At 66.0% G+C, this 19,057-nt stretch carries 20 protein-coding genes; 5 read left to right on the top strand and 15 right to left on the bottom strand.

Translation table 11 applies throughout. The features are described from left to right. Positions 1-57: 57 nt before the first annotated feature. From ACZIYR_RS06115 to ACZIYR_RS06100, 4 genes are all read left to right on the top strand, one after another. Positions 58-1,086, top strand: coding sequence for a phospholipase A (locus tag ACZIYR_RS06115; RefSeq protein WP_483528574.1), 1,029 nt, complete (start codon positions 58-60; stop codon positions 1,084-1,086). A 186-nt stretch (positions 1,087-1,272) separates the two neighbouring features. Then, positions 1,273-1,605, top strand: a complete 333-nt coding sequence (locus ACZIYR_RS06110; protein WP_473032874.1) for an ElaB/YgaM/YqjD family protein — start codon at positions 1,273-1,275, stop codon at positions 1,603-1,605. Then, positions 1,605-2,024, top strand: a complete 420-nt coding sequence (locus tag ACZIYR_RS06105; protein ID WP_483528573.1) for a phage holin family protein — start codon at positions 1,605-1,607, stop codon at positions 2,022-2,024. The genes ACZIYR_RS06110 and ACZIYR_RS06105 overlap by 1 nt, the downstream gene beginning before the upstream one ends. Beyond that, a complete protein-coding gene (locus ACZIYR_RS06100) occupies positions 2,005-2,328 on the top strand; it encodes a YqjK-like family protein (protein WP_483528572.1) in 324 nt (107 codons plus the stop codon). The genes ACZIYR_RS06105 and ACZIYR_RS06100 overlap by 20 nt, the downstream gene beginning before the upstream one ends. A gap of 46 nt (positions 2,329-2,374) precedes the next feature. Here ACZIYR_RS06100 and ACZIYR_RS06095 read toward each other — a convergent pair whose 3' ends face one another. Then, the gene (locus tag ACZIYR_RS06095) at positions 2,375-3,028 is read right to left on the bottom strand and encodes a hypothetical protein (RefSeq protein ID WP_483528571.1); all 654 of its coding nucleotides are present in this window, start codon (positions 3,026-3,028) and stop codon (positions 2,375-2,377) included. A 236-nt stretch (positions 3,029-3,264) separates the two neighbouring features. Next, positions 3,265-4,455, bottom strand: coding sequence for a BaiN/RdsA family NAD(P)/FAD-dependent oxidoreductase (locus tag ACZIYR_RS06090; RefSeq protein WP_483528570.1), 1,191 nt, complete (start codon positions 4,453-4,455; stop codon positions 3,265-3,267). Positions 4,456-4,908: 453 nt separating this feature from the next. Here ACZIYR_RS06090 and ACZIYR_RS06085 point away from each other — a divergent pair, with 453 nt between their 5' ends. Next, positions 4,909-5,835 carry a helix-turn-helix transcriptional regulator gene (locus ACZIYR_RS06085; protein ID WP_483528569.1) on the top strand — a complete coding sequence of 309 codons (927 nt, stop codon included), beginning with the start codon at positions 4,909-4,911 and terminating at the stop codon, positions 5,833-5,835. Positions 5,836-5,950: 115 nt separating this feature from the next. On the opposite strand, the gene ACZIYR_RS06080 is transcribed toward ACZIYR_RS06085, so the two are convergent. The 13 genes from ACZIYR_RS06080 to ACZIYR_RS06020 form a co-directional block, all read right to left on the bottom strand. After that, positions 5,951-7,228, bottom strand: coding sequence for a TadG family pilus assembly protein (locus ACZIYR_RS06080; RefSeq protein ID WP_483528568.1), 1,278 nt, complete (start codon positions 7,226-7,228; stop codon positions 5,951-5,953). 2 nt (positions 7,229-7,230) lie between these two features. Continuing rightward, complete coding sequence (locus ACZIYR_RS06075) at positions 7,231-7,674, bottom strand: TadE/TadG family type IV pilus assembly protein (RefSeq protein WP_483528567.1); 444 nt, start codon at positions 7,672-7,674, stop codon at positions 7,231-7,233. Positions 7,675-7,697: 23 nt separating this feature from the next. Continuing rightward, positions 7,698-8,651, bottom strand: a complete 954-nt coding sequence (locus ACZIYR_RS06070; protein ID WP_483528566.1) for a tetratricopeptide repeat protein — start codon at positions 8,649-8,651, stop codon at positions 7,698-7,700. Positions 8,652-8,702: 51 nt separating this feature from the next. Then, positions 8,703-9,677: a type II secretion system F family protein gene (locus ACZIYR_RS06065; protein ID WP_483528565.1), complete on the bottom strand. Its 975-nt coding sequence runs from the start codon at positions 9,675-9,677 to the stop codon at positions 8,703-8,705. 12 nt (positions 9,678-9,689) lie between these two features. Then, complete coding sequence (locus ACZIYR_RS06060; RefSeq protein ID WP_483528564.1) at positions 9,690-10,685, bottom strand: type II secretion system F family protein; 996 nt, start codon at positions 10,683-10,685, stop codon at positions 9,690-9,692. After that, complete coding sequence (locus ACZIYR_RS06055) at positions 10,676-12,040, bottom strand: TadA family conjugal transfer-associated ATPase (RefSeq protein ID WP_483528563.1); 1,365 nt, start codon at positions 12,038-12,040, stop codon at positions 10,676-10,678. The genes ACZIYR_RS06060 and ACZIYR_RS06055 overlap by 10 nt, the downstream gene beginning before the upstream one ends. 176 nt (positions 12,041-12,216) lie before the next feature. Further along, positions 12,217-13,404 carry a CpaE/TadZ family protein gene (locus tag ACZIYR_RS06050; RefSeq protein WP_483528562.1) on the bottom strand — a complete coding sequence of 396 codons (1,188 nt, stop codon included), beginning with the start codon at positions 13,402-13,404 and terminating at the stop codon, positions 12,217-12,219. A gap of 69 nt (positions 13,405-13,473) precedes the next feature. After that, positions 13,474-13,764 carry a hypothetical protein gene (locus ACZIYR_RS06045; RefSeq protein WP_483528561.1) on the bottom strand — a complete coding sequence of 97 codons (291 nt, stop codon included), beginning with the start codon at positions 13,762-13,764 and terminating at the stop codon, positions 13,474-13,476. Positions 13,765-13,805: 41 nt separating this feature from the next. Continuing rightward, positions 13,806-15,398: a type II and III secretion system protein family protein gene (locus ACZIYR_RS06040; protein ID WP_483528560.1), complete on the bottom strand. Its 1,593-nt coding sequence runs from the start codon at positions 15,396-15,398 to the stop codon at positions 13,806-13,808. 213 nt (positions 15,399-15,611) lie between these two features. Further along, entirely contained in the window at positions 15,612-16,436 is an 825-nt protein-coding gene (gene cpaB, locus ACZIYR_RS06035) for a Flp pilus assembly protein CpaB (protein ID WP_483528559.1), read from the bottom strand. Further along, on the bottom strand, positions 16,433-17,800 hold the full coding sequence (locus ACZIYR_RS06030; protein ID WP_483528558.1) for an AAA family ATPase: 1,368 nt from the start codon (positions 17,798-17,800) through the stop codon (positions 16,433-16,435). The genes cpaB and ACZIYR_RS06030 overlap by 4 nt, the downstream gene beginning before the upstream one ends. Positions 17,801-18,142: 342 nt before the next feature. Continuing rightward, positions 18,143-18,679: an A24 family peptidase gene (locus ACZIYR_RS06025; protein ID WP_483528557.1), complete on the bottom strand. Its 537-nt coding sequence runs from the start codon at positions 18,677-18,679 to the stop codon at positions 18,143-18,145. A 77-nt stretch (positions 18,680-18,756) separates the two neighbouring features. Continuing rightward, the gene (locus tag ACZIYR_RS06020; protein ID WP_483528556.1) at positions 18,757-18,954 is read right to left on the bottom strand and encodes a Flp family type IVb pilin; all 198 of its coding nucleotides are present in this window, start codon (positions 18,952-18,954) and stop codon (positions 18,757-18,759) included. Positions 18,955-19,057: the final 103 nt, after the last annotated feature.

Below are 19,057 nucleotides of genomic sequence, written 5' to 3'. Positions count from 1 at the left end.
GTCGTGGTAGAAGTCAGGGTAGAATGCTCTTCTCACCGCTTCGCTTCGAGTCACGCCATGAATATCCGTTCCTTCCTGCTTGCCGGCGTCATCCTGGCGGGCGTGCCTGCCACTGGCGCCCTGGCCCAGAGCGATGATCAGCGGATGGATCAGCGCCAGGCCATCGAGTCCCGGATCGAGTCGCTGACCGGCGAAATCGAGCGGCTTCAGCACGAGCTGGAGTCGCTACCCGGGGATGAGCTCCCCCCCCTGGACCCAGAGGCCGAGCTGGTACGCGAGGAGATCGCCCAGCGTCGCCAGCTGGAGCGCGAGTCGACACGCAACCCGCTCGCCATTACCACCCATCGGCGTAACTACATCTTCCCAATCAGCTACAACGCCAAACCCAACAAGCCCGCCTTCGCCAACATCAGCAGCGAAAACGGCCCGCGCGACGTGGAGGTCAAGTTCCAGTTCAGCGCCAAGGTCAATCTGATCGAAGACCTGTTCGGCGACACCGGCGACCTTTACTTTGCCTTCACCCAGCGCAGCTGGTGGCAGGCCTATAACACCGATGCCTCGTCGCCGTTTCGCGAAACCAACTACGAGCCGGAAGTCTTCATCAATTTCGACAACGCCTGGCGCGCCTTCGGCTGGACCAACGTGCGCAACCGCGTGGCCCTCAACCACCTCTCCAACGGCCGCTCCGAGCCGCTCTCCCGTAGCTGGAACCGGGTCTATCTGGAAAGCATGTTCCAGCGCGGCGACTGGGGGGTCAGCATCGCGCCGCACTGGCGAATCCCCGAATCGAAGAACGAGGACGACAACCCCGATATCCACCGCTTCATGGGCTATGGGGACATCACCGTCGCGCGACGCATCAACGGTGACCAGGAAGCCAGCTGGATGGTGCGCGGCAACCCCAGTGCCGGCCATATGGGCACCCAGCTCGACTACTCCTGGGAGCTGTTCGGCAATATCCGCGCCCATGTCCAGTACTACTACGGCTACGGCGAGAGCATGATCGACTACGATCATCGCAGCAACCGCCTGAGCCTGGGCTTCAGCCTCAACCCGCTGTTCACCGGTGGCGTCCTCACCCGCTGAGCGAAGGTTCTTCGCAGACTGGCATGAACTGGCTCTGTGGGAGGGACGGTTCGACGCTTCGACTTCAGCTCCCGCTAAAGTACGAAGCACCTGAAAGCCGAAGCGGAGGCCCTACACCAAGCGGATTGAACTCACTTGCGCGGCTGCTATGCTGAGCCTGTCACTCAACGTCAGAGGAAGACAGCCATGGCATCGCGCACTCCCCACACCGATGAAACCACCCGGCAGCTGAAGGAAGACCTGCACCACCTCACCCAGACCATCGAAGAGCTGGTCAGCGCCACCGCCGACGACTCGCGCAGCAATATCAAGGAGCTGCGCGAGCGCGCCGAGCAGCGCCTCAGGGACACCCGCGACCGGCTCGAATCCCGCGGCGAACGCCTCTACGGCGAGGCCCGCGACTCCCTGACCCACCAGGCGGACGCCTGCGACCGCTATGTGCATGAGAACCCCTGGACCAGCGTCGGCCTCGGCGCAGCAGCGGGGATCGTGATCGGCATGCTGATCGGGCGTCGCTGATGACGTCCAGCCAGGGACCGGCACAGCGGGTATTCGGCGCCGGCAAGCGCCTGCTGGGCAGCCTGCTCGATGCCGGCGAGACGCGCCTGCGTCTCGCCGTGCTGGAACTGGAGGAGGAGCGGGCCCGGGTGGCCACCCTGCTGCTGGTCATCGGCCTGAGCCTGGTCATGATCCTGCTCGGCCTGGCGGTGCTGGCACTGCTGGTGGCCGTGCTGTTCTGGGACACCCACCGGGTGGCGGCCATTGCCATCAGTGCCGGGGTGCTGCTCAGCGGCGGCGTGCTGCTGGCCCTGCTGGCCCGTCGCATGGCCCACCGTCCTACCCTGCTCAAGAGCACCCTGACCCAGCTGGCCATCGACCGTGAACTGGTCGCTAAGCAGGAGGCAAGGGAGAGAGCCCGTGACGAATCGCACTCCTGAGCGACGGCACCGCGTCTCGCGGCGTCAGCGACGCGCCGAGCGCAAGGCCCTGCTGCTGACCGCCATCGAGCAGCAGCGCATCGACATCTACGTGGAGGCCAGCCGCTGGCGCGACGCCACCCGGCCGATCGACGAGGGCTGGCACACCCTGATGCGCTTCAAGGCGGTATTTCTCGGCGTGGGCGGCGTGCTGCTGCTCAAGAGCGCCCGTCACCCCGGCTCCCTGCTGCGAATCGCCAAACGCCTGACTGCCGGCGCCCTGATGCTCAAGCGCGCCAAGCGGCTGCTGGACGCCACGCGCTAGGTCTAGCTACCGAAACAAACCGCCGCCAACGCCCCTGTGGCAGCCCCTACAGCTGAGCCGTCGACCGGCGCTGCCTGGCCCGCGACTCGCCGGGCGCCCATTTCATCCAGGCTTCGCCGCGCTCCAGGCGCCGATGCAGAAACTGCCGGGTCTTGTGCTGGCCCTCGCTGCTGTCCCTGGCCCAGACCGCCAGGGTCGCCAGGAACAGACCGGTCAAGGCGATCTCCTCGAGCTGAGCGCGACGCGTTCCGTAGGGGGCCTCCAATTCGGCCGCCTCCCGCAGCCACTGCACGGTGCGCGACAGATCGAAAGCCATCGGCACCCAGGTGTGCAGGTGCGGCAGGTGCGCTTTGGTGCGCAGCATTTGCACGGTGACGCGGCGATGGGCGGCGAAGGCATCGAGCCACGCCAGCAGGCAGTGCTCGATTCGCGACCGGGGCGACCAGTCGTGGAAGGTCTCGGGCTTCTGGGCCAGCATGGCCCGCCAGCCGCGCTGGAACCAGGCATTGGCCACGGCGTCGAGGTCGCGAAACTCGGTCAGTACCGCCGACATTGGCAGCTCGAGCGCGCGCGCCACCTCGGTGAGACGCACCGCCTCCCAGCCCTGGGTCTCGGCCTGGCGAACCGCCTCCTCGACCACCCGCTCGGTAAAGGCGGTGGACTCGCTGGCGGACGCATCGTGCACGGCAATCATGCTCATGTCGCGACTCTCCCTTCGGGACGTGAATACCTATCAGCAGGATAGACCAAGGGAAAAGACGCGAGACGATGTCCGAAAAGGCGGCAAGCGACGGCCAGATCAGGCAAAAATCGGCGATAAGGCGGACCGGGCTCGCGCGCGAGTTTACGGGGTGTAAATGAGTACTTTGATCGGACTCGCGCACGAGCCGATTTTTAACGCCATATGGGCGAGCGCAGCCAGTTTTCGGGCATCGTCTAAAGGGCGTTGCCGCACGCCACCCCACTGGCCCACGCCCACTGGAAATTGTGCCCACCCAGCTCACCCGTCACATCCAGCACCTCGCCAATGAAGCGCAGCTGAGGCAGCGCCTCCACGGCGAAGGTCTTCGACGACACCGCCCGGGTATCCACCCCGCCCAGGGTCACCTCGGCGGTGCGCCAGCCCTCGGTGCCGGCTGGCTTGAGCCGCCAGGCCCCCAGCCGCTCGGCCCAGGCCTGCAGCCGGGCGTTGCCACACTCGGCCAGCACGGGGTCGTCGTCGTACCACTCCACCAGCGCCTGGGCGAGCCGCCTGGGCAGCGGCTCGCCCAGCCAGGTGGAGAGCCGGCGCTTGGGGGTGTCACGGCGCGCCTGGGAAAGCGCCGCGAAGGCGTCCACGCCCGGCAGCAGGTCGATCTCCAGCTCGTCGCCGGGCTGCCAGTAGCTGGAGATCTGCAGCATGGCAGGCCCGGAGAGGCCGCGATGGGTAAACAGCAGCGGCTCCCGGTAGTGGCCCAGGGCTTCGCCGTCACGGCGCACGCGCACCGCCACCTCGCAGGACACCCCGGCCAGGGCCTCGGCCCGCGCCTTCCAGCCGGAGGTCAGGGTAAAGGGCACCAGCGCCGGCCGCGTCGGGGTCACGGACAGGCCGAACTGGCGGGCGATGTCGTAACCCAGGCCCGTAGCGCCCATGGTGGGAATGGAGAGCCCGCCGGTGGCCACCACTACCGCCCCGGCCTCGATGCGCCCCCGAGAGGTGGCAAGGCACATCCCCTCCCCCAGCCGCTCGACGCGCTCCACCGAGGTCTTCAGGGAGAGCGCCACGCCGGCCCACTCGCACTCGGTGAGCAGCAGCCCGACGATCTGCTTCGCGGAATCGGCGCAGAACAGCTGCCCCGGCGTCTTCTCCACGTAGTCGACCCCGTGGCGCTCCACCAGCTCGACGAAGTGCTCGGGGCGGTAGCGCTTGAGCGCCGAGATGCAGAAGTGCGGGTTGTCGGAGAAGAAGTTGGCCGGCGTGGAGGCCAGGTGGGTGAAGTTGCAGCGCCCGCCGCCGGACATCAGGATCTTCCTGCCGGCCCGGTTGGCGTGATCCACCACCAGCACCCGCCGACCGGCGTAGCCGGCGGTCAGCGCACACATCAGCCCCGCCGCCCCGGCGCCGATCACCACTACGTCATAGGTCATGCCTCGTTCTTCCCGCCGCGCCCAGAGTCAGGGCGCGCATTCTAGCAGACTCCCGCTGGGCATCGGCAGGGCCCTTGCCAACAGTCTCGTTGAGCTCCCGCGCTTGCAAGATCCGCTTAACTGGTTAACACTGCTTCATGAGTACAAAAAATTACATTCCAGCCTTTCTCATGGCCTTGTACCCATAACCGGAGCGACTATAAATACTTATAAAAACCATCCAAAAAATGAAAAAGCCAACCGATACTAGGAGCCAATATCTCATTCTAAAGGCTTAATCGCCTTACAGCCCTTTCTTTAGCAGTCACACAGACCCGCCATGACGCAACGCGCTCGACAATCGATAAGCAACTGATAAACCAAAAAAACACAGCAATACCCAATAAAAAATAACCACTAATTAAGAAAACAAAGATAGACAACAAGCTGGCAATGGGAACAAGGGAGGGCATCATGAAGGCCCACGACTACGTACTGATTGTGGTAAGAAACCTTCAGGAACCGCTGGATGATGATTACCATCATGCCTTGAGACAGCAGGGATACCGCCTCGAAACGGTTCTGCCCGGCCAGGACCCCCTTCCCATCCTGAAAACCAGGCCACCGATCGCCGCCTGCTTCCAATTCGACTACCCCGACTTCGAGGGCCTCGCCAGCCTGCGCGAGGCCAAGCAGGCCACACCCTCCGTGCCGCTGCTGATGATCACCCAGGCCCACTCGGAACACCTGGCGGTATGGGCCTTTCGCGCCCGGGTGTGGGACTACTTCGTACAACCCTTCGATATTGCACGCTTTCTCGAGGTCATGGCCAAGCTCTACAGCGTGCGCCTGCCGGAAAAGGCCAGCCGAGCCAGTCCGGCATTGCCAACGACCAAGGCGCCGCTGGCAAGAGAGCTGGTGGAAATTCAGAACAGCATTCCCCACGAGGCCCGGCTGCACTGCTCGACGGCCGGCGACGACCAGAGCCGCCTGCAGCGCGCCCTCTCCTTTATCGATCAGAACCTGCACCGCAAGATCGCCCAGGCGGAGATCGCCTCGCTCTGCGAGCTCAGCGCCTTCCAGTTCAGCCGCTTCTTCAAGCGACTGACCGGCGTCACCTTCCAGGAGTACCTGCTGCATCGGCGCATCGGCGAGGCGATGCGGCTGCTGGCCAACCCCAAGGTCTCCATCACCGATGTCTGCTTCACGGTAGGCTTTCGCGACCTCTCCTACTTTACCCGCACCTTCCAGCGCTACGTTGGCAAGCCGCCTTCGCGCTACCGGCTGGAGATGACCCAGTCGACCTCGCCATCACCGCAGCCGCTGCCCAACGCAACGCTGACCGACGCAGGCCATATCGCCCTCTTGCCCGCCCTCCATAAGCAGGAAACTCCATACTGACCTGGAAGAAGACGTCTGCCACCGCATAACCCGCAACCGAAAGCGCCGGCGGGGGATAAACTCCCCGCCGGCGCTTTTCCTACGGTTTTTCGTTATGTCCCGCCATCAAGACTCACTAATCCACCAGCACCGGTATTCGCGCCAGGATGCCGAAGTTCTCGCCGCCGGTCTGGCCCTTGGGTTCGTGGTAGCTGCAGCTCGGAAGGAAGTAAATGGTCTTCTGCCGCCAGCCGTTATCCTGTGGGCTGGAACTCCAATAGGCCATGTCACCATTGGGTTTTTGCAGGTTGAAGGTATCAACAAAGCTGTCCCAGCGCACCGATCCACTGGCGCTATCATTGGTCCAGGTTCCGGGCGATAACCCTTCGCTATCCTCCGGGGGCAGTGCCATCTGCTGCGGCGCCCGCATGTCGATCTGGTTGGCCTGATCGATGATCCAGACAATGTTGACGGTCACCGCACCGACTACCCGGTTGCTGGGAGCCACACCGTCCAAGCAATCAATCACTGGAAGGGTCAGCGTCCAGATGGTTTCCTTGTTGGTTTCCTCTACCCAGCAGTCGTAGAGATCGCTGAAAGCCGACTGCACCTGACCGTTGTTGGTGGCAATATCCTCACCGAAGCGAATCTCGTTGGGATTGCCATCGCCACAGACCAGATTGCGGATTTCATTGGCATTGGTTGCACCGCTCTGGTCATGTTCGAAGTTTGTCCAGCCGCCGGTCTGGTCACCTTCCGGGATAAAGCGACCAACGCTGCAGGAGTACTCGCCGTCTGACAGCAGGGCCTCCTGACACAGCGCAATCGGCTGATCCACATCCTCGGGACGAAGCGTGCCGGCAAAGCCGATATAGGCCACCGAGCGGGCGCTGACATCATAGCCGTTGAAGCCGAATATCCGCCCGAAGAAGGCCTCCACCTGGGTCTGCTGGCGGGCCGTGACCACCTCCACCGCGTTGATGAAGGGATTCAAGGGATCGTACTGGTCCAGCTCCTCGGTGGACCGCTCGAAAAGGTCGACCGGGGCTAGGGAGTCGTTGGGCATAAAGGTGCGGGTGGCGAAGCTCCAGTGGCCGCGCAGGGCGCTGATCACCTCCGACGGGGTGTTCTGGCTGTTGTTGGCCTGGGCTGCGTCGGTGGCGATCTGGTTGGCGCCGGGATTGACCGAGCTGCCGTCCTGGGTATAGAGCATCCTGGCCCCCGCCAGGGAACCGGCATCGGCGGCATTATGCAGCTCGTTGCGAGCCACGAAGAGGTTGCCGACGTCAATTGACAGGGCGGTAAAGCCCACCAGGACAAAAAGAGATACTGTCACCAGTACAACCGACACGCCACGCTGCCGATGCGCTGCACCGACGCGAGGGTGGGTTGGGTTATCACGATGCATGTTCATGGCTATTCCGCCCTCATGGTGGTTACCGCGGAAATCTCGATAAGACCTCCCAGCGTGCCGACAAAGCCCGGCAGCAGCAGGAACCGGTAGGGGTAGTCCACGGTGACCACCAGGCTGTCACCCGCCTGAATGGGGTTGCCGTTGGGCCGCTCTATGCTGATTGTCATATCGGCCGGGCCACCCAGCGAGATCAGATACTGCTCGGCATAGCCGCGAACCGCCTCCTCGATGGCAGCATCCTCGGCAGCGGTATCCCTGGGATCAGGCCGAAAAAGAATGCCAGTTCTCGCCCCCTCCCGGCTGGCGTTGGTCAACACCGCCTTGTCATAGAGGGCGACGCTGAACTCGATGATGCCGAAGAGGATGGTAAAGAGCAGTACCGCCGAGATGGCAAATTCCACCACCTCTGCCCCTTTCTGCTTGTGTAGCGAGCGTCCCGTTTTCATGGCCACTCTCCCCGTGATGAACACTAGTTGGCGGCCTGCCTGCCATTGCGCCGCAGCAGGCTGTCGAGATTGCGGGCATTCTCGCTGGCGGTGACGTAATAGGCCGGCGAGAGCCGCATGGCCTCTTCGAAGAAGCCCATGGCGTCCTGATAGCGGCCCTCGAGCATCGAGATATAGCCGATATCGTTGTAGGCCTTGGCGCGGTCGCCGTTGCGGGACACCGCCTCGATGGCGGTCTCATGGTCGCCCTCCCGGGCGTAGACCAGCCCCAGGTTGCGCCAGGCCAGCTCGTAGTTGGGGTTGGCGCTCACTGCACGGCGCAGCGACTGTCGGGCCCCGGGCCAGTCACCGGCCAGGTAGCGGGAGTAGCCCAGGTTGTTGAGCACCAGCGGGGTGTTGGGGCCGGCCTCCAGGGCCTTGGCATAGTGGCTTTCGGCCATGCCGTGCTCGCCACGCATGTCGGCGATCACCCCCAGGGCGTTGTGGGCCTGCCAGGGAGCGCCACGGCGGCTGGCGATGGGGCTCAGGTAGCGCTCGGCGGCGTCGAAGTCGCGCTGCTGCAGCAGCACGATGCCCAGCGCCGTACCGGCACCCACATGGTTGGCGTCGATCTCCAGCGCCCAGCGGTAGGCCTTCTGGGCCAGCTCGTGGTTGCCGCGGCCGTGGTGGATGATGCCGACCCGATAGAGCGGCTCGGCCTGGGGGCGGCTCTCCATGCGCAGGCCACGCAGGTACTCGAACAGCGCCCGGTCGGTATCGCGGGCGCGCAGCGCCGCCTCGCCGTTGCGATAGGCCTCCTCCGGCGAGGCCACCGGAAAGGCGGTGCCGTAGGCCACCGAGGAGCCGCCGTCCCCCAGCGGGCCGTAGAGGTCCGAGTTCATTCCTCCTGACGATGGTTGATTGGTGGATGCACACCCGCTGAGCCCCAGGGTCAGCAGCAGCGCCACACAGCCCAATGTGTTCTTTCCAGTCATCATGACGACAGCTCCTTCGCTTCGTGGTCAGTCAAGCCAGTGGCCGACCCTTGATCACAGCCCCTGACGGGAAAACGCAGCAATCACGCCCAGAATCGGCGGCCCCAGTGTTACCAGCAGAAAGCTCGGCAAGATGCAGAAAATCAGCGGAAACAGCATCTTGGTGCTGACCTTGGCGGCCTTCTCCTCGGCCTGCTGTACACGCTTGTCACGCAGCTCCACGGCAAAGAGCCGAAGCGTCATGGCGATGCTGGTACCGAACCGCATGCTCTGCAGCAGGGTGGTGACCAGCCCGCGGATATCGTCCACCCCGGTGCGCTCCTCCAGGTCGCGCAGCGCCGTCTTGTTGTCCATGCCGGCCCGGGTCTGCAAGCTGTAGAGATGCAGTTCATCGGCCAGCTCCGGATGGCTGATCTCAAGATCACGAGACACCCGCTGGATCGCCGCCCCCAGCCCCAGGCCCGCCTCGCTGCACACCACCAGCAGGTCCAGGGCATCGGGCAGCCCGCGGCTCAGCGCCTGGGTGCGCCGCTTGATGGCCCGCTCAAGCCAGAATCTCGGCAGCAGGTAGCCAATCACCGCCAGCATGGCAATCAGCAAGGCCCCGATATTCAGCGGAATCCGCAGGAAGGGCAGCACCATCAGCATCAGCAGGGGCGGAACGGCCGTGAGCAGCAGGCGCACCCCGAAGAAGAGATTCACCGCCCCCGGCGAGCGCTTGCCGGCGCGGCGCATCTCCCGGGCGATACGGCTTCTGGCCTCCTCTTCGCTTGGCACCAGCCGCTCGCCCATGGGTCCCAGCCACTCCCTGAATCCCGATTCGGAACCCGCGGTGCCGTCAACACCGCTCGCTTCAAGGCGGCGCAGGCGGCGGCGCAGCGGATCGGAGGCGCCCATCACGATCATTGACAGGGCGAGCAGGAGGGTAAAGATCGCCAGTCCCAGCAGGGCGGCAAAGCCCAGCTGCGCCGCCGCTGGGTCATTGACCAGCTCGTTCAGGGGCTGCAACCAGGCCAGAATAGTGTCCATCTCACGCTCTCCTTACACTTCGATGCGCACGATCCTGCGCAGCCACAGGATCCCGATAACGATCATCACGAAGGCCACCACCACCAGCTGTCGGCCAATGGGGTCCTCGGTCAGCATCGGGATGAAATCCGGGTTGATCAGCATCAGTATGCCCCCCAAGGCAAAGGGCAGCAGCGAGAGGATCCAGGCGGCCATGCGCCCCTCCGCCGAGAGGGTGCGCACCCTGCGCTGGAAGCGGAAGCGGTCGCGCACCACCGCCGCCAGATTGTCGAGCAGCTCGGCCAGGTTGCCGCCGGTCTCCTTCTGGATCAGCACCGAGGTGACGAAGATCATCACCGTGACGCTCTGCACTCGGCGCAGCAGGCCCAGCAAGGCGCCGCGCACGTCGCCGCCGTAGTTGATCTCCATGAAGGCGATGCGAAACTCGCCGGCGATGGGCTCGGCCATCTCCTCGGCCACCAGGTGCATGGCATCGCTGAAGGGATGGCCAGCCCGAAGGGCCCGCGCCATGATGATCAGCGCATCCGGGAGCTGCTCCTCGAAGCGGGCCAGGCGCCGCTTGCGAGCCCGCATCAGGCGCACGAACGGGAACGCCGCCACGCCAGCGCCGAGCAACAGGCCCAGCGTGGGCTGGGGCAGCAGCAGGTAGCCCGCCACCCCGCTGATTCCTCCCAGGCAGACTGAGTAGAGCACCACCCGATAGGCGGGCGTTTCCTGACCGGCTTGCTCGATGAGCTGATGCACACGCGCCATGCCCGGCAGCTTTTCCAACGCCCGCTCCAGCGGTGAAAGCTTGCGCAGGTACCTGCTCTGAATCAGCGATCCACTGCCCTGTTGCCCCTCGTTTGAGATCGCCCGAAGCCGCTTCTTGAGCCGTTTCTGGGCCTTTCGATTCTCGCCGAAGGCGGGCACCAGGAAGCTCTGCATCAGCAGGAAAACGGCAATGGCGATCATGCCAACGACGATTACCTCGTCGGAGAGCTGGATGTTCAGGCTGCTCAGTTCCATGGCCGCTGCGCCCCCACGCCCTGGAAGATCTCCAGGCCCGGGTCGAGCCCGCGGCGCTTGAGATAGTCGTGGAAGCCGGGCACCACCCCGGTGGCCACGTAGCGACCCAGCACCCGCCCGTCGCTGTCCATGCCCTCCCGCTCGAAGCGGAAGATCTCCGACATGGTGATGATCTCGCCCTCCTGGCCGTTGACCTCCTGCACGCTGACCAGGCGGCGCACGCCGTCCTCCTGGCGTTCGATCTGCACCACCAGGTCGATGGCGGAGGCGATCTGCGAGCGCAACGCCTGGGGCGGCAGCTGGTAGCCGCTCATGGCCACCATGTTCTCGATGCGGGTCAGGGCGTCGCGGGGGGTATTCGCGTGGATGGTGGTCAGCGAGCCGTCGTGGCCGGTGTTCATGGCCTGCAGCATGTCGAAGGCCTCGCCGCCGCGCACCTCGCCCACCACGATACGGTCGGGGCGCATCCGCAGGCTGTTGCGCACCAGATCGCGCTGGCTCACCTCCCCCTTGCCCTCGATATTGGGCGGGCGGGTCTCCAGGCGCCCCACGTGGGGCTGCTGGAGCTGCAGCTCCGCCGAGTCCTCGATGGTGACGATGCGCTCATTGTGGGGGATGAACCCCGAGAGCACGTTGAGCAGGGTGGTCTTGCCGGCGCCGGTGCCGCCGGAGACCAGCACGTTGAGCCGGCCCTTCACCACCTTTTCCAGCAGCCGGGCGATCTCCGGCGAGATGCTGCCGTACTCCACCAGGCTGTCGACGCCGAGCCGCTCCACCGCGAAGCGGCGGATCGACAGCATGGGGCCGTCGATGGCCAGCGGCGGAATCACCGCGTTGACCCGCGAGCCATCCTTGAGGCGCGCGTCCACCATGGGCGAGGACTCGTCGATGCGCCGCCCCACGCTGGAGACGATGCGGTCGATGATGGTCATCAGGTGGGCGTCGCTGTCGAAGCGCAGCAGGGTCTGCTCCAGCTTGCCGCGGCGCTCCACGTAGATAGGATTGGTGGCGTTGACCAGGATGTCCGACACCGTCTTGTCGGCCAGCAGGGTCTCCAGGGGGCCGAGCCCCAGCACCTCGTCCTGGAGCTCGGTGACGATGCGCTGGCGCATGGCGGCGTTGAAGGGCAGGGTCTCCTTGCTCATCAGCGCCTCGCACACCTGCTGCACCTGCAGCCGCGCCTCGCGCTCGTCCAGGGTGCTGAGCAGGGTCAGGTCCATCACCTTCACCAGCTGGCGGAACAGCCGCTGCTTGTACTCCTGCTCCGCCTGGGAGAGCTGGCCGGCCCCGCGTGCCGCCCAGGCCGAGCGCGCCTCTCCCTCTGCTCCGAGTGCCATCCGATCGCGTAGGCTCATGGTCGTCTCCTGATGAATAATCCATAGTGGCGCCAGCTTTGCAGCAATCTTATTGTGGGAGGCCGACTCTGCCGGCGGTTCGACGCTTCGACGAAGGCGCCGCAGGCACCCCATGTGTAGCGCTACGCGCTACTTCGCGAGCTAAAGCTCCCACCCACCCACCGTTTACCCCTTGCTCAGTGCCTGCCGGGCAGGGCCCAGCCCAGCAGCGAGCGTTTCCTGGCCCGGCCCGGCCCGGCGGCAGGCGCCTCCAGCGCTTCGCCCAGCGCCTCGATCTGGCGGGTCAGCGGCGCCTTGGGGGCGATCTCGTGCAGCGGGCTGCCCACGTTGATGCTGTGGCAGGCGCGCTTGAAGTCGTTGGGCAGGGTATGGAGCGCCAGGCCCGGCAGGGCATCGCCGATGGCCTCCAGGTCCACATCGCTGCGCCTGTCATGGCGGTTGACCACCACCGCGATGCGCGAGGCCAGCATGCCCAGCTCGTGCACCAGGATGTCGCGCAGGCGCTGGGCGTCGTGGAGGTGGGCCACGCTCTGCTGCATCACCACCAGCACCTTGTCGGCACGCTCCAGCACGGTGGCGGTGGCGCCGTTGATCCATCGCGGCAGGTCCACCACCACCTCCTCGTGGCTCTGGCAGAGCACCGCGAGCAGCTGCTCCACCCGGGTCTCCGGCACGTCGCCGAGGCCCAGCCGGTCCTCCGGCGACGAGGCCAGCAGCGCCAGCCCGCTGGCGTGGCGCTGCAGGTAGGCCTCCAGCGCCAGGGCATCCAGGCTGTCGGCGGACTCCAGCGCCCGCACCAGGCCGTGGTCGGGGGTCACGTTGAAGTAGAGCGGCAGGGAACCGAACTGCACGTCCAGGTCCACCAGCACGGTGTCGCGGCCCTGGCGCGCCAGGCCGTCGGCCAGGTTGGCGGCCACCAGGCTGGCGCCGGAGCCGCCCTTGGCGTTGATCACCGCGGTCAGCCGGGCCGCTCGGGCCGGGTCCTGGCGCCGGTCCCGGGCCAGCTCGCGCAGGAAGTGGAAGATCTCGGCGTCGTCGATTGGCGGCGAGAAGAAGTCCCGGGCCCCGGCGCGCATGGCCAGGCGGATCAGCTCCACGTTGCCCCGGGGGCCCACCACCAGCAGCGGCGGGCGCTCGGCGGCGGGCTTCTCGCACAGCGCCATCAGCTCCGCCTCCCAGTGCTCGCCCACCAGCAGCACCAGGGCATCGGGCAGCGGCACGGCGCCCTGGAGCGGGTCGACGTTGCCGTTGACCATCAGCCGGGTGCTGACCTGGATATCGCCCTGGCTCAGCAGCAGCGACTCCAGGGCCTCCAGTTCGCCCCGCTCGCGCCCCGCCAGCAGTATCTCGAGCCCTTTACGCATTGCGTCACCTGCTTGTCATCGTGTTCCTGTCGAAATGGCTCCGTCGCTGGGCGCCTGCCCAACCCGGTTTCAGGGCAGCGAGCTGGGCGCCTGGCCGCCGCCCGGGGCCAGCCGATAGTGGCGCATGGCCTCCGCCGCCTTGGCACCGTGCAGCGGCGGCACCTCGTCGCCAGGCTCCCAGGTCTGCAGCGCCTTGGTATGGCGCACGCTGTCGCCGTAGGGGGGCAGGTCGGCCCCCGGCCGGGGGGCCATGCAGCCGGCCAGCGCCAGGCTGGCGACCAGGGCCACGAGCCGGGTCCAGGCGAGCCGCCCAGGCCAGCAGCGGGCAGTGGAAGATCGATGTTGGCGTGAAGGAAACATGGGGCGCTCTCCCTGATGAGTGGAATCCACCTGGCCGGCCGTCACAGGTCATGCCCGAAGCGGCCTTCGGTACCGCCGTCGGGGCGGCTGGACATCAGCTCCAGGTCGAAGCTGCTGGGGCGCGGGTTGCGCGACCGCGGATTGCCGCCGCTGCCCTCCACCGGCTGGAAGCTGCCCAGCAGGTAGAACTCCAGGTCGCTGGGCGGCACGAAGGAGCCGGTGGGCAGGCGCACCTGCTCCTGGGCGAAGGAGCGGGCCAGCCGCGGCGTGACGAAGATCACCAGCTCCGTCTGCTCCTTGACGAACTCCTGGCTGCGGAACAGCGCCCCCAGCACCGGCAGCTCGCCCAGCCCCGGCATCTTGGCCACGTTCTCGCGCAGGTTCTCGTTGAGCATGCCGGCGATGGCGATGGTCTGGCCGTTGGCCAGCTCCACCGTGGAGCTGGCGCTGCGCTTGGCCAGCGCCGGGATGAAGAACTGGGCGCTCACCCCGCTGCCCACTCCCACCTGCAGGCTGTTGACCGGCACCAGGTCGGAGACCGAGACGTCCACCTTGAGATTGATGGTGCCGGAGTCGAGCACCGTGGGGATGAAGCCCAGCCCCACGCCGAACTCCTTGTGCTCGATGGCCACCTGGCCGTTGCCCTGGGGCACGGGAATGGGGAACTCGCCGCCGGCCAGGAACTGGGCCGGCTGGCCGGTGAGGGTGGTGAGGTTGGGCTCGGCGAGAATCTTGGCCACCCCCTCGCGGCTGGCGGCGTCCAGCACCAGGTTGAGCAGGTAGTCGCCGCGCTGGTAGCTGGCGAAGATGCCGGTGTCGGCGATGGTGGCGGTGGCCGGGGCGAACTCGGTCACCACCGGGCCGATGGGGGTGCCGCCGCCGAAGACGGGCAGCCGGCCTCCCAGGCCATCCACCCCCTCGAAGACGGCGTCGGGGAAGCTGGCCCCGCCGCTGACCGCCCCCACCCGCAGCGCCGAGGAGCCCACGTTGAAGACGTTGAAGTTGGCCTCCAGGCGCTTGACCAGCGAGCGGGAGACCTCGGCCACCTTGACGTCCAGCATCACCTGCTGGGCGCCCCCCACCTGCATCAGGTTGAGCACCGCGCCCTCGCCGCCGGCGAAGCGGTTGGCCAGGCGCAGGGCGGTCTCCAGCCGCTCGGCGCTGGAGACCTCGCCGCTGAGCACGATGCCGTCCTGGGCCGAACGCACCTGGACGTTCTCGCCGGGCAGCAGCTGGTGCAGGCTGCTCTTGAGGGTTTCCAGGTCGTGGGTGACGGTGACGTTGAGCGCCCCCTCCACCTGCTCGTTGCGGTCCCACAGCACCACGTTGGTGGTGCCGGTGGACCTGCCCAGCACATAGAGCTGGCGCGAGCCCATCACCACGATATCGGCGATCTCGGGGTTGCCCACCGAGACCACCCGCACCGGGCGGGGGAACTCCAGCACCTGGCCCTTGTTGATGGCCACCGCCACCGAGACCGCACGCCCCTCCATGGGCATGGAGACGTTGCGCACGCTGCCCCGCTCCTGGGCGGCCAGCTGGGCCGCCCAGAAGAGGGCCAGCAGCGTCACCAGCGCCAGGGCCAGCCACTTGATGGCGTCGCGCGGTCCCCTGGAGTTGTCCTGGATATACATGACGTTTCTCCCCTGCCTTTATGAATGGAGCTTTATCGTTGCGGGAGGCCGGTTCCGCAGACGCTTCGACGAAGGCGCCTGGTTTGGTAGCGCTGCGCGCTACTTCGCGAGCTGAAGCTCCCTCCCACCTATCTCCAGGAGGTGGCCGCCTTGGTAGCGCTGCGCGCTACTTCGCGCGATAAATCGCCCTCCCACCAATCGCTCTTCATCGCTTCAGTTGCGCACGTTGACGGTGCTGACCTGGGTGCCGCGAATGACGTTGACCTGGTGCTGAACCGGGGCGGCGCGCCGGGGAGCCGGCGCGGGCTCCGCGCGGGGCTGAAGCTCCGGCAGGTTGAGCACCGAGCGCTGGGCGGTCATCAGGTCGTTGTCCTCGTCCTTTTCCAGGGGGTTGCGCAGGGTGAGCTGCACCCTGCCCTCCTGGGTGGCCTTGACCAGGGTCTCGGCCTCCTGGGTCGTCACCTCCAGGGTGACGGCGCGCACGATCACCGGGCTGTCGCGCTCCTGGCCGGCGATCTGGTCCACCGCCAGCACCTTGAGGTTGCGCAGCACGGTGCGGGACTCCACATCATCACGACTGCTGTTGCTGCGCCGGGAGGAGATCACGTCGACCCGGTTGCCCGGCAGCAGGAAGCCCGCCACGCCCACCACGTCGTCGACCCGCACGCTCATGGCGCGCTTGCCGGGGTCGAGCAGCGCGGCCAGGGCGCTGCCGCCCAGGTGCTCGGAGACTCGCCCTTCCAGCACCACCTCGCCGGGGTAGATCACCTGGTTGCTGACCCGCCCCACCACGCTCTCCACGTCGTTGAAGCTGTTGGGTGGCACCACCTCCCGGGGCATGTTCACCACCTTGAGGTCCGAAGCCTGGACGGTGGTGCCGAAGGGCACCTGCAGCGCCGCCACCACCACCTGGCTGGCATCGGCCAGGGCGTCTTTCTCGCCGCCCTGCTCCTGCATCCAGTTCATGGCCACCAGGGCGGCGCCCAGGGCCATCATCAGCGAGATCGCGAACATCGCGACTATGCCTTTGCGTTTCATGATGCGTTCCTCCCGTTCACGGCTTGCCCCTCCCGCCCGCTGGCGGAGAAGTCGCCGAAGTAGGTGTGCCAGGCCCAGCTCAGGGTCTCGCGGTCAGGGGCGCGCTGGCCCCGGTAGCAGAGCTGGTCCTGGGCCAGGCTGAGCAGGTCCCGGGGGTGACAGGCCAGCAGCGGCACCTGGAAGCGGGCGTGCAACTCGTCGATGACGAAGTCGACCAGCGCCTCGTCGAAGGGCAGGTTGAGCATCTGGCACTGCTGGTTCCAGATGGCCCGGTAGGCCACAGGCGAAAGCGGGGCGAAGCGAATCTTGTAGCCGATGCGGCGCAGGAAGGCGGCATCGGCCAGGGTGAGCGGGTCCAGGTTGGTGGAGAACACCAGGGCCACGTCGAAGGGCACGCTGAAGTGATAGCCGTTGGCCAGCGCCAGGAAGTCACGGCGCTCCTCCAGGGGCACGATCCAGCGGTTGAACAGCTCCGTGGGAGTCATGCGCTGGCGGCCCAGGTCGTCGATCACCAGCATGCCGTTGTTGGCCAGCAGCTGGATAGGCGCCTGGTGGATATGGGTGGCGGGGTCGTACTGGATCTCCAGGCGCTCCATGGTGAGCTCGCCGCCGGTGACCACGCAGGGTCGCCGGCAGCGCACGTAGCGCGGGTCGTGGCCCTGGCCCAGGAAGAGCCGGGAGGAGGCACCGGCCTCGACCGGAGCCTCCAGGGAGTGGTGCACGGCGGGGTCGAAGCAGCGCACCGCCTTGCCCCCCACCAGGATGGCGTGGGGGATCAGCACCTCGCCCTCCAGCAGCCGCACCAGGCGCCGGGCGATATAGCTCTTGCCGGTGCCCGCCTCGCCGTGGATAAACATGGCCCGGCCGGAGTGCAGCCCGGGGCCCAGCTGGTCGAGCAGGCCCGGGTCGATCACCGTATCGGCGAAGGCCGCCACGACACGCTCGCGGCGCACCGCCACATCACTGAGCGCCTGGGCGCGAACGCGCTCGCAGTAGTCCTCCAGGCTGACCGGGGCGATGCCGCTGTAGCCGTCGCGGCCCAGCGCCTCCAGCGCCGAGGCGCGGCCGCGGTCGGTGAGCCCGAAGCGCAGCGCCCCGCTGCCCCCCTGGCCGCGCACCTCCACCCGGCCCTCCTCCCGCAGGAAGCGGCACACCTCCTCCACCACGCTGCCGGCCAGCCCACTCTCGCGGCTGAGCTGGTGCAGGTCCAGCACCCCCTGCTCGAAGAGCTGCTTGACCAGCAGGTCCCCCAGGTAGAGCGCCGAGAGCCCGGTCTCCGCCACCGTGCCGGGGCGCGGAGCGGCCAGGGCCGCCTCCCGGGGACCGGGGCTATCCGGCTGTAACTCGGCGACATCGACGCTCATGGCCCACCTCTTTTTCAAGAAATACTTGGTTACAAAACTCAGTCAAACACCCGAAAAACCTGGCAATATCCGCTGGCAACTTCCCAGCCTCTCTTCCCTCGCACCTCGCACCTCGCCCCTCTCACCTCGTCCCTCTCACCTCATCCCTCTCACCTCATCCCTCTCACCTCATCCCTCGAACCTCTCACCTCTTCCCTCGCCCCTCGCACCTCGCACCTCGCACCTCGTCCCTCACACACCTCGCCCCTCTCACCTCTTCCCTCGCCCCTCGCACCTCGTCCCTCACACACCTCGCCCCTCTCACCTCTTTTCTCGTCCCTCGTCCCTCAAACCTCGCCCCTGTCACAGCCACTGCCAAACCATCCACCCCGTCGTACCAATCGCAATCGACACCGCAAAGGGAAATTTCCTCCCCATCACCTCGCCCTTTTCCGGTTTGATATAGATCGGTCTACCGGTCACCGCCAGGGTCTTTGCCATCAACCCATAGCGCGTCATTGGCGACGCTGACTGGCGAAAGAGCACCGCAAAACCGATATAGCCGACGGCGATCACTGCCCCCGCCAGGATGCTGGCCAATGCGGCCTGAAAAGCCCCAAGCGGACCCAGAAAGGTACCGATAGCTGCCATCAGCTTGGCATCCCCCGCGCCGGTAAAGCCCATCAGATAGCCCGGCATAAAGACCACCATCCCGACCAGCAACCCGGTGATGGCGGCCAGGACACCGCTTGAGCCTGCCAGCACTCCCTGCAGCAGCAGCCCGATAACGGCCCCGGCCAGAACAAGAGGGTTGGGAATGCGTCGCCTGTGGAGATCCACAATGGAAGCAACTAACATCAGCGCCACCAGCAAAACCCCGACAATCAGAAACGACCCCATCAAGTCTTATCCTCATATAAATAAATCGATGGAAGAATAAGGCGCTACACAAAAGCACCCTATTCTTCCACAATAGGCTACGGAGTTATTTCAGTTGCTGCAGCACCAAGCTGAGCTGCAATCTGAGTGAAGACATCTGAAATCTCATCGCCAAGCATTGCATATCCCGCAACGAATGCAGCCACCATCAGTGCTGCAACCAGTACCCACTCCACCGTCTCAGCACCCTCCTCATCCTTCCAGAATTTTTCGACCCCTTGCATCAGCTTGTTCATGACCGTTCTCCCATGGATAGCGTCATCAAAACTGCGTTGCGTTGTTTCGGAGCGCCGGCCTTTCCGGTCGCTCACGGGTCTGATCATCGCCGTTACAAAGCGG

It is taken from the genome of Billgrantia sp. NRB1 (genome assembly GCF_056921725.1).
This window is presented reverse-complemented; position numbering and strand designations above follow the sequence as displayed.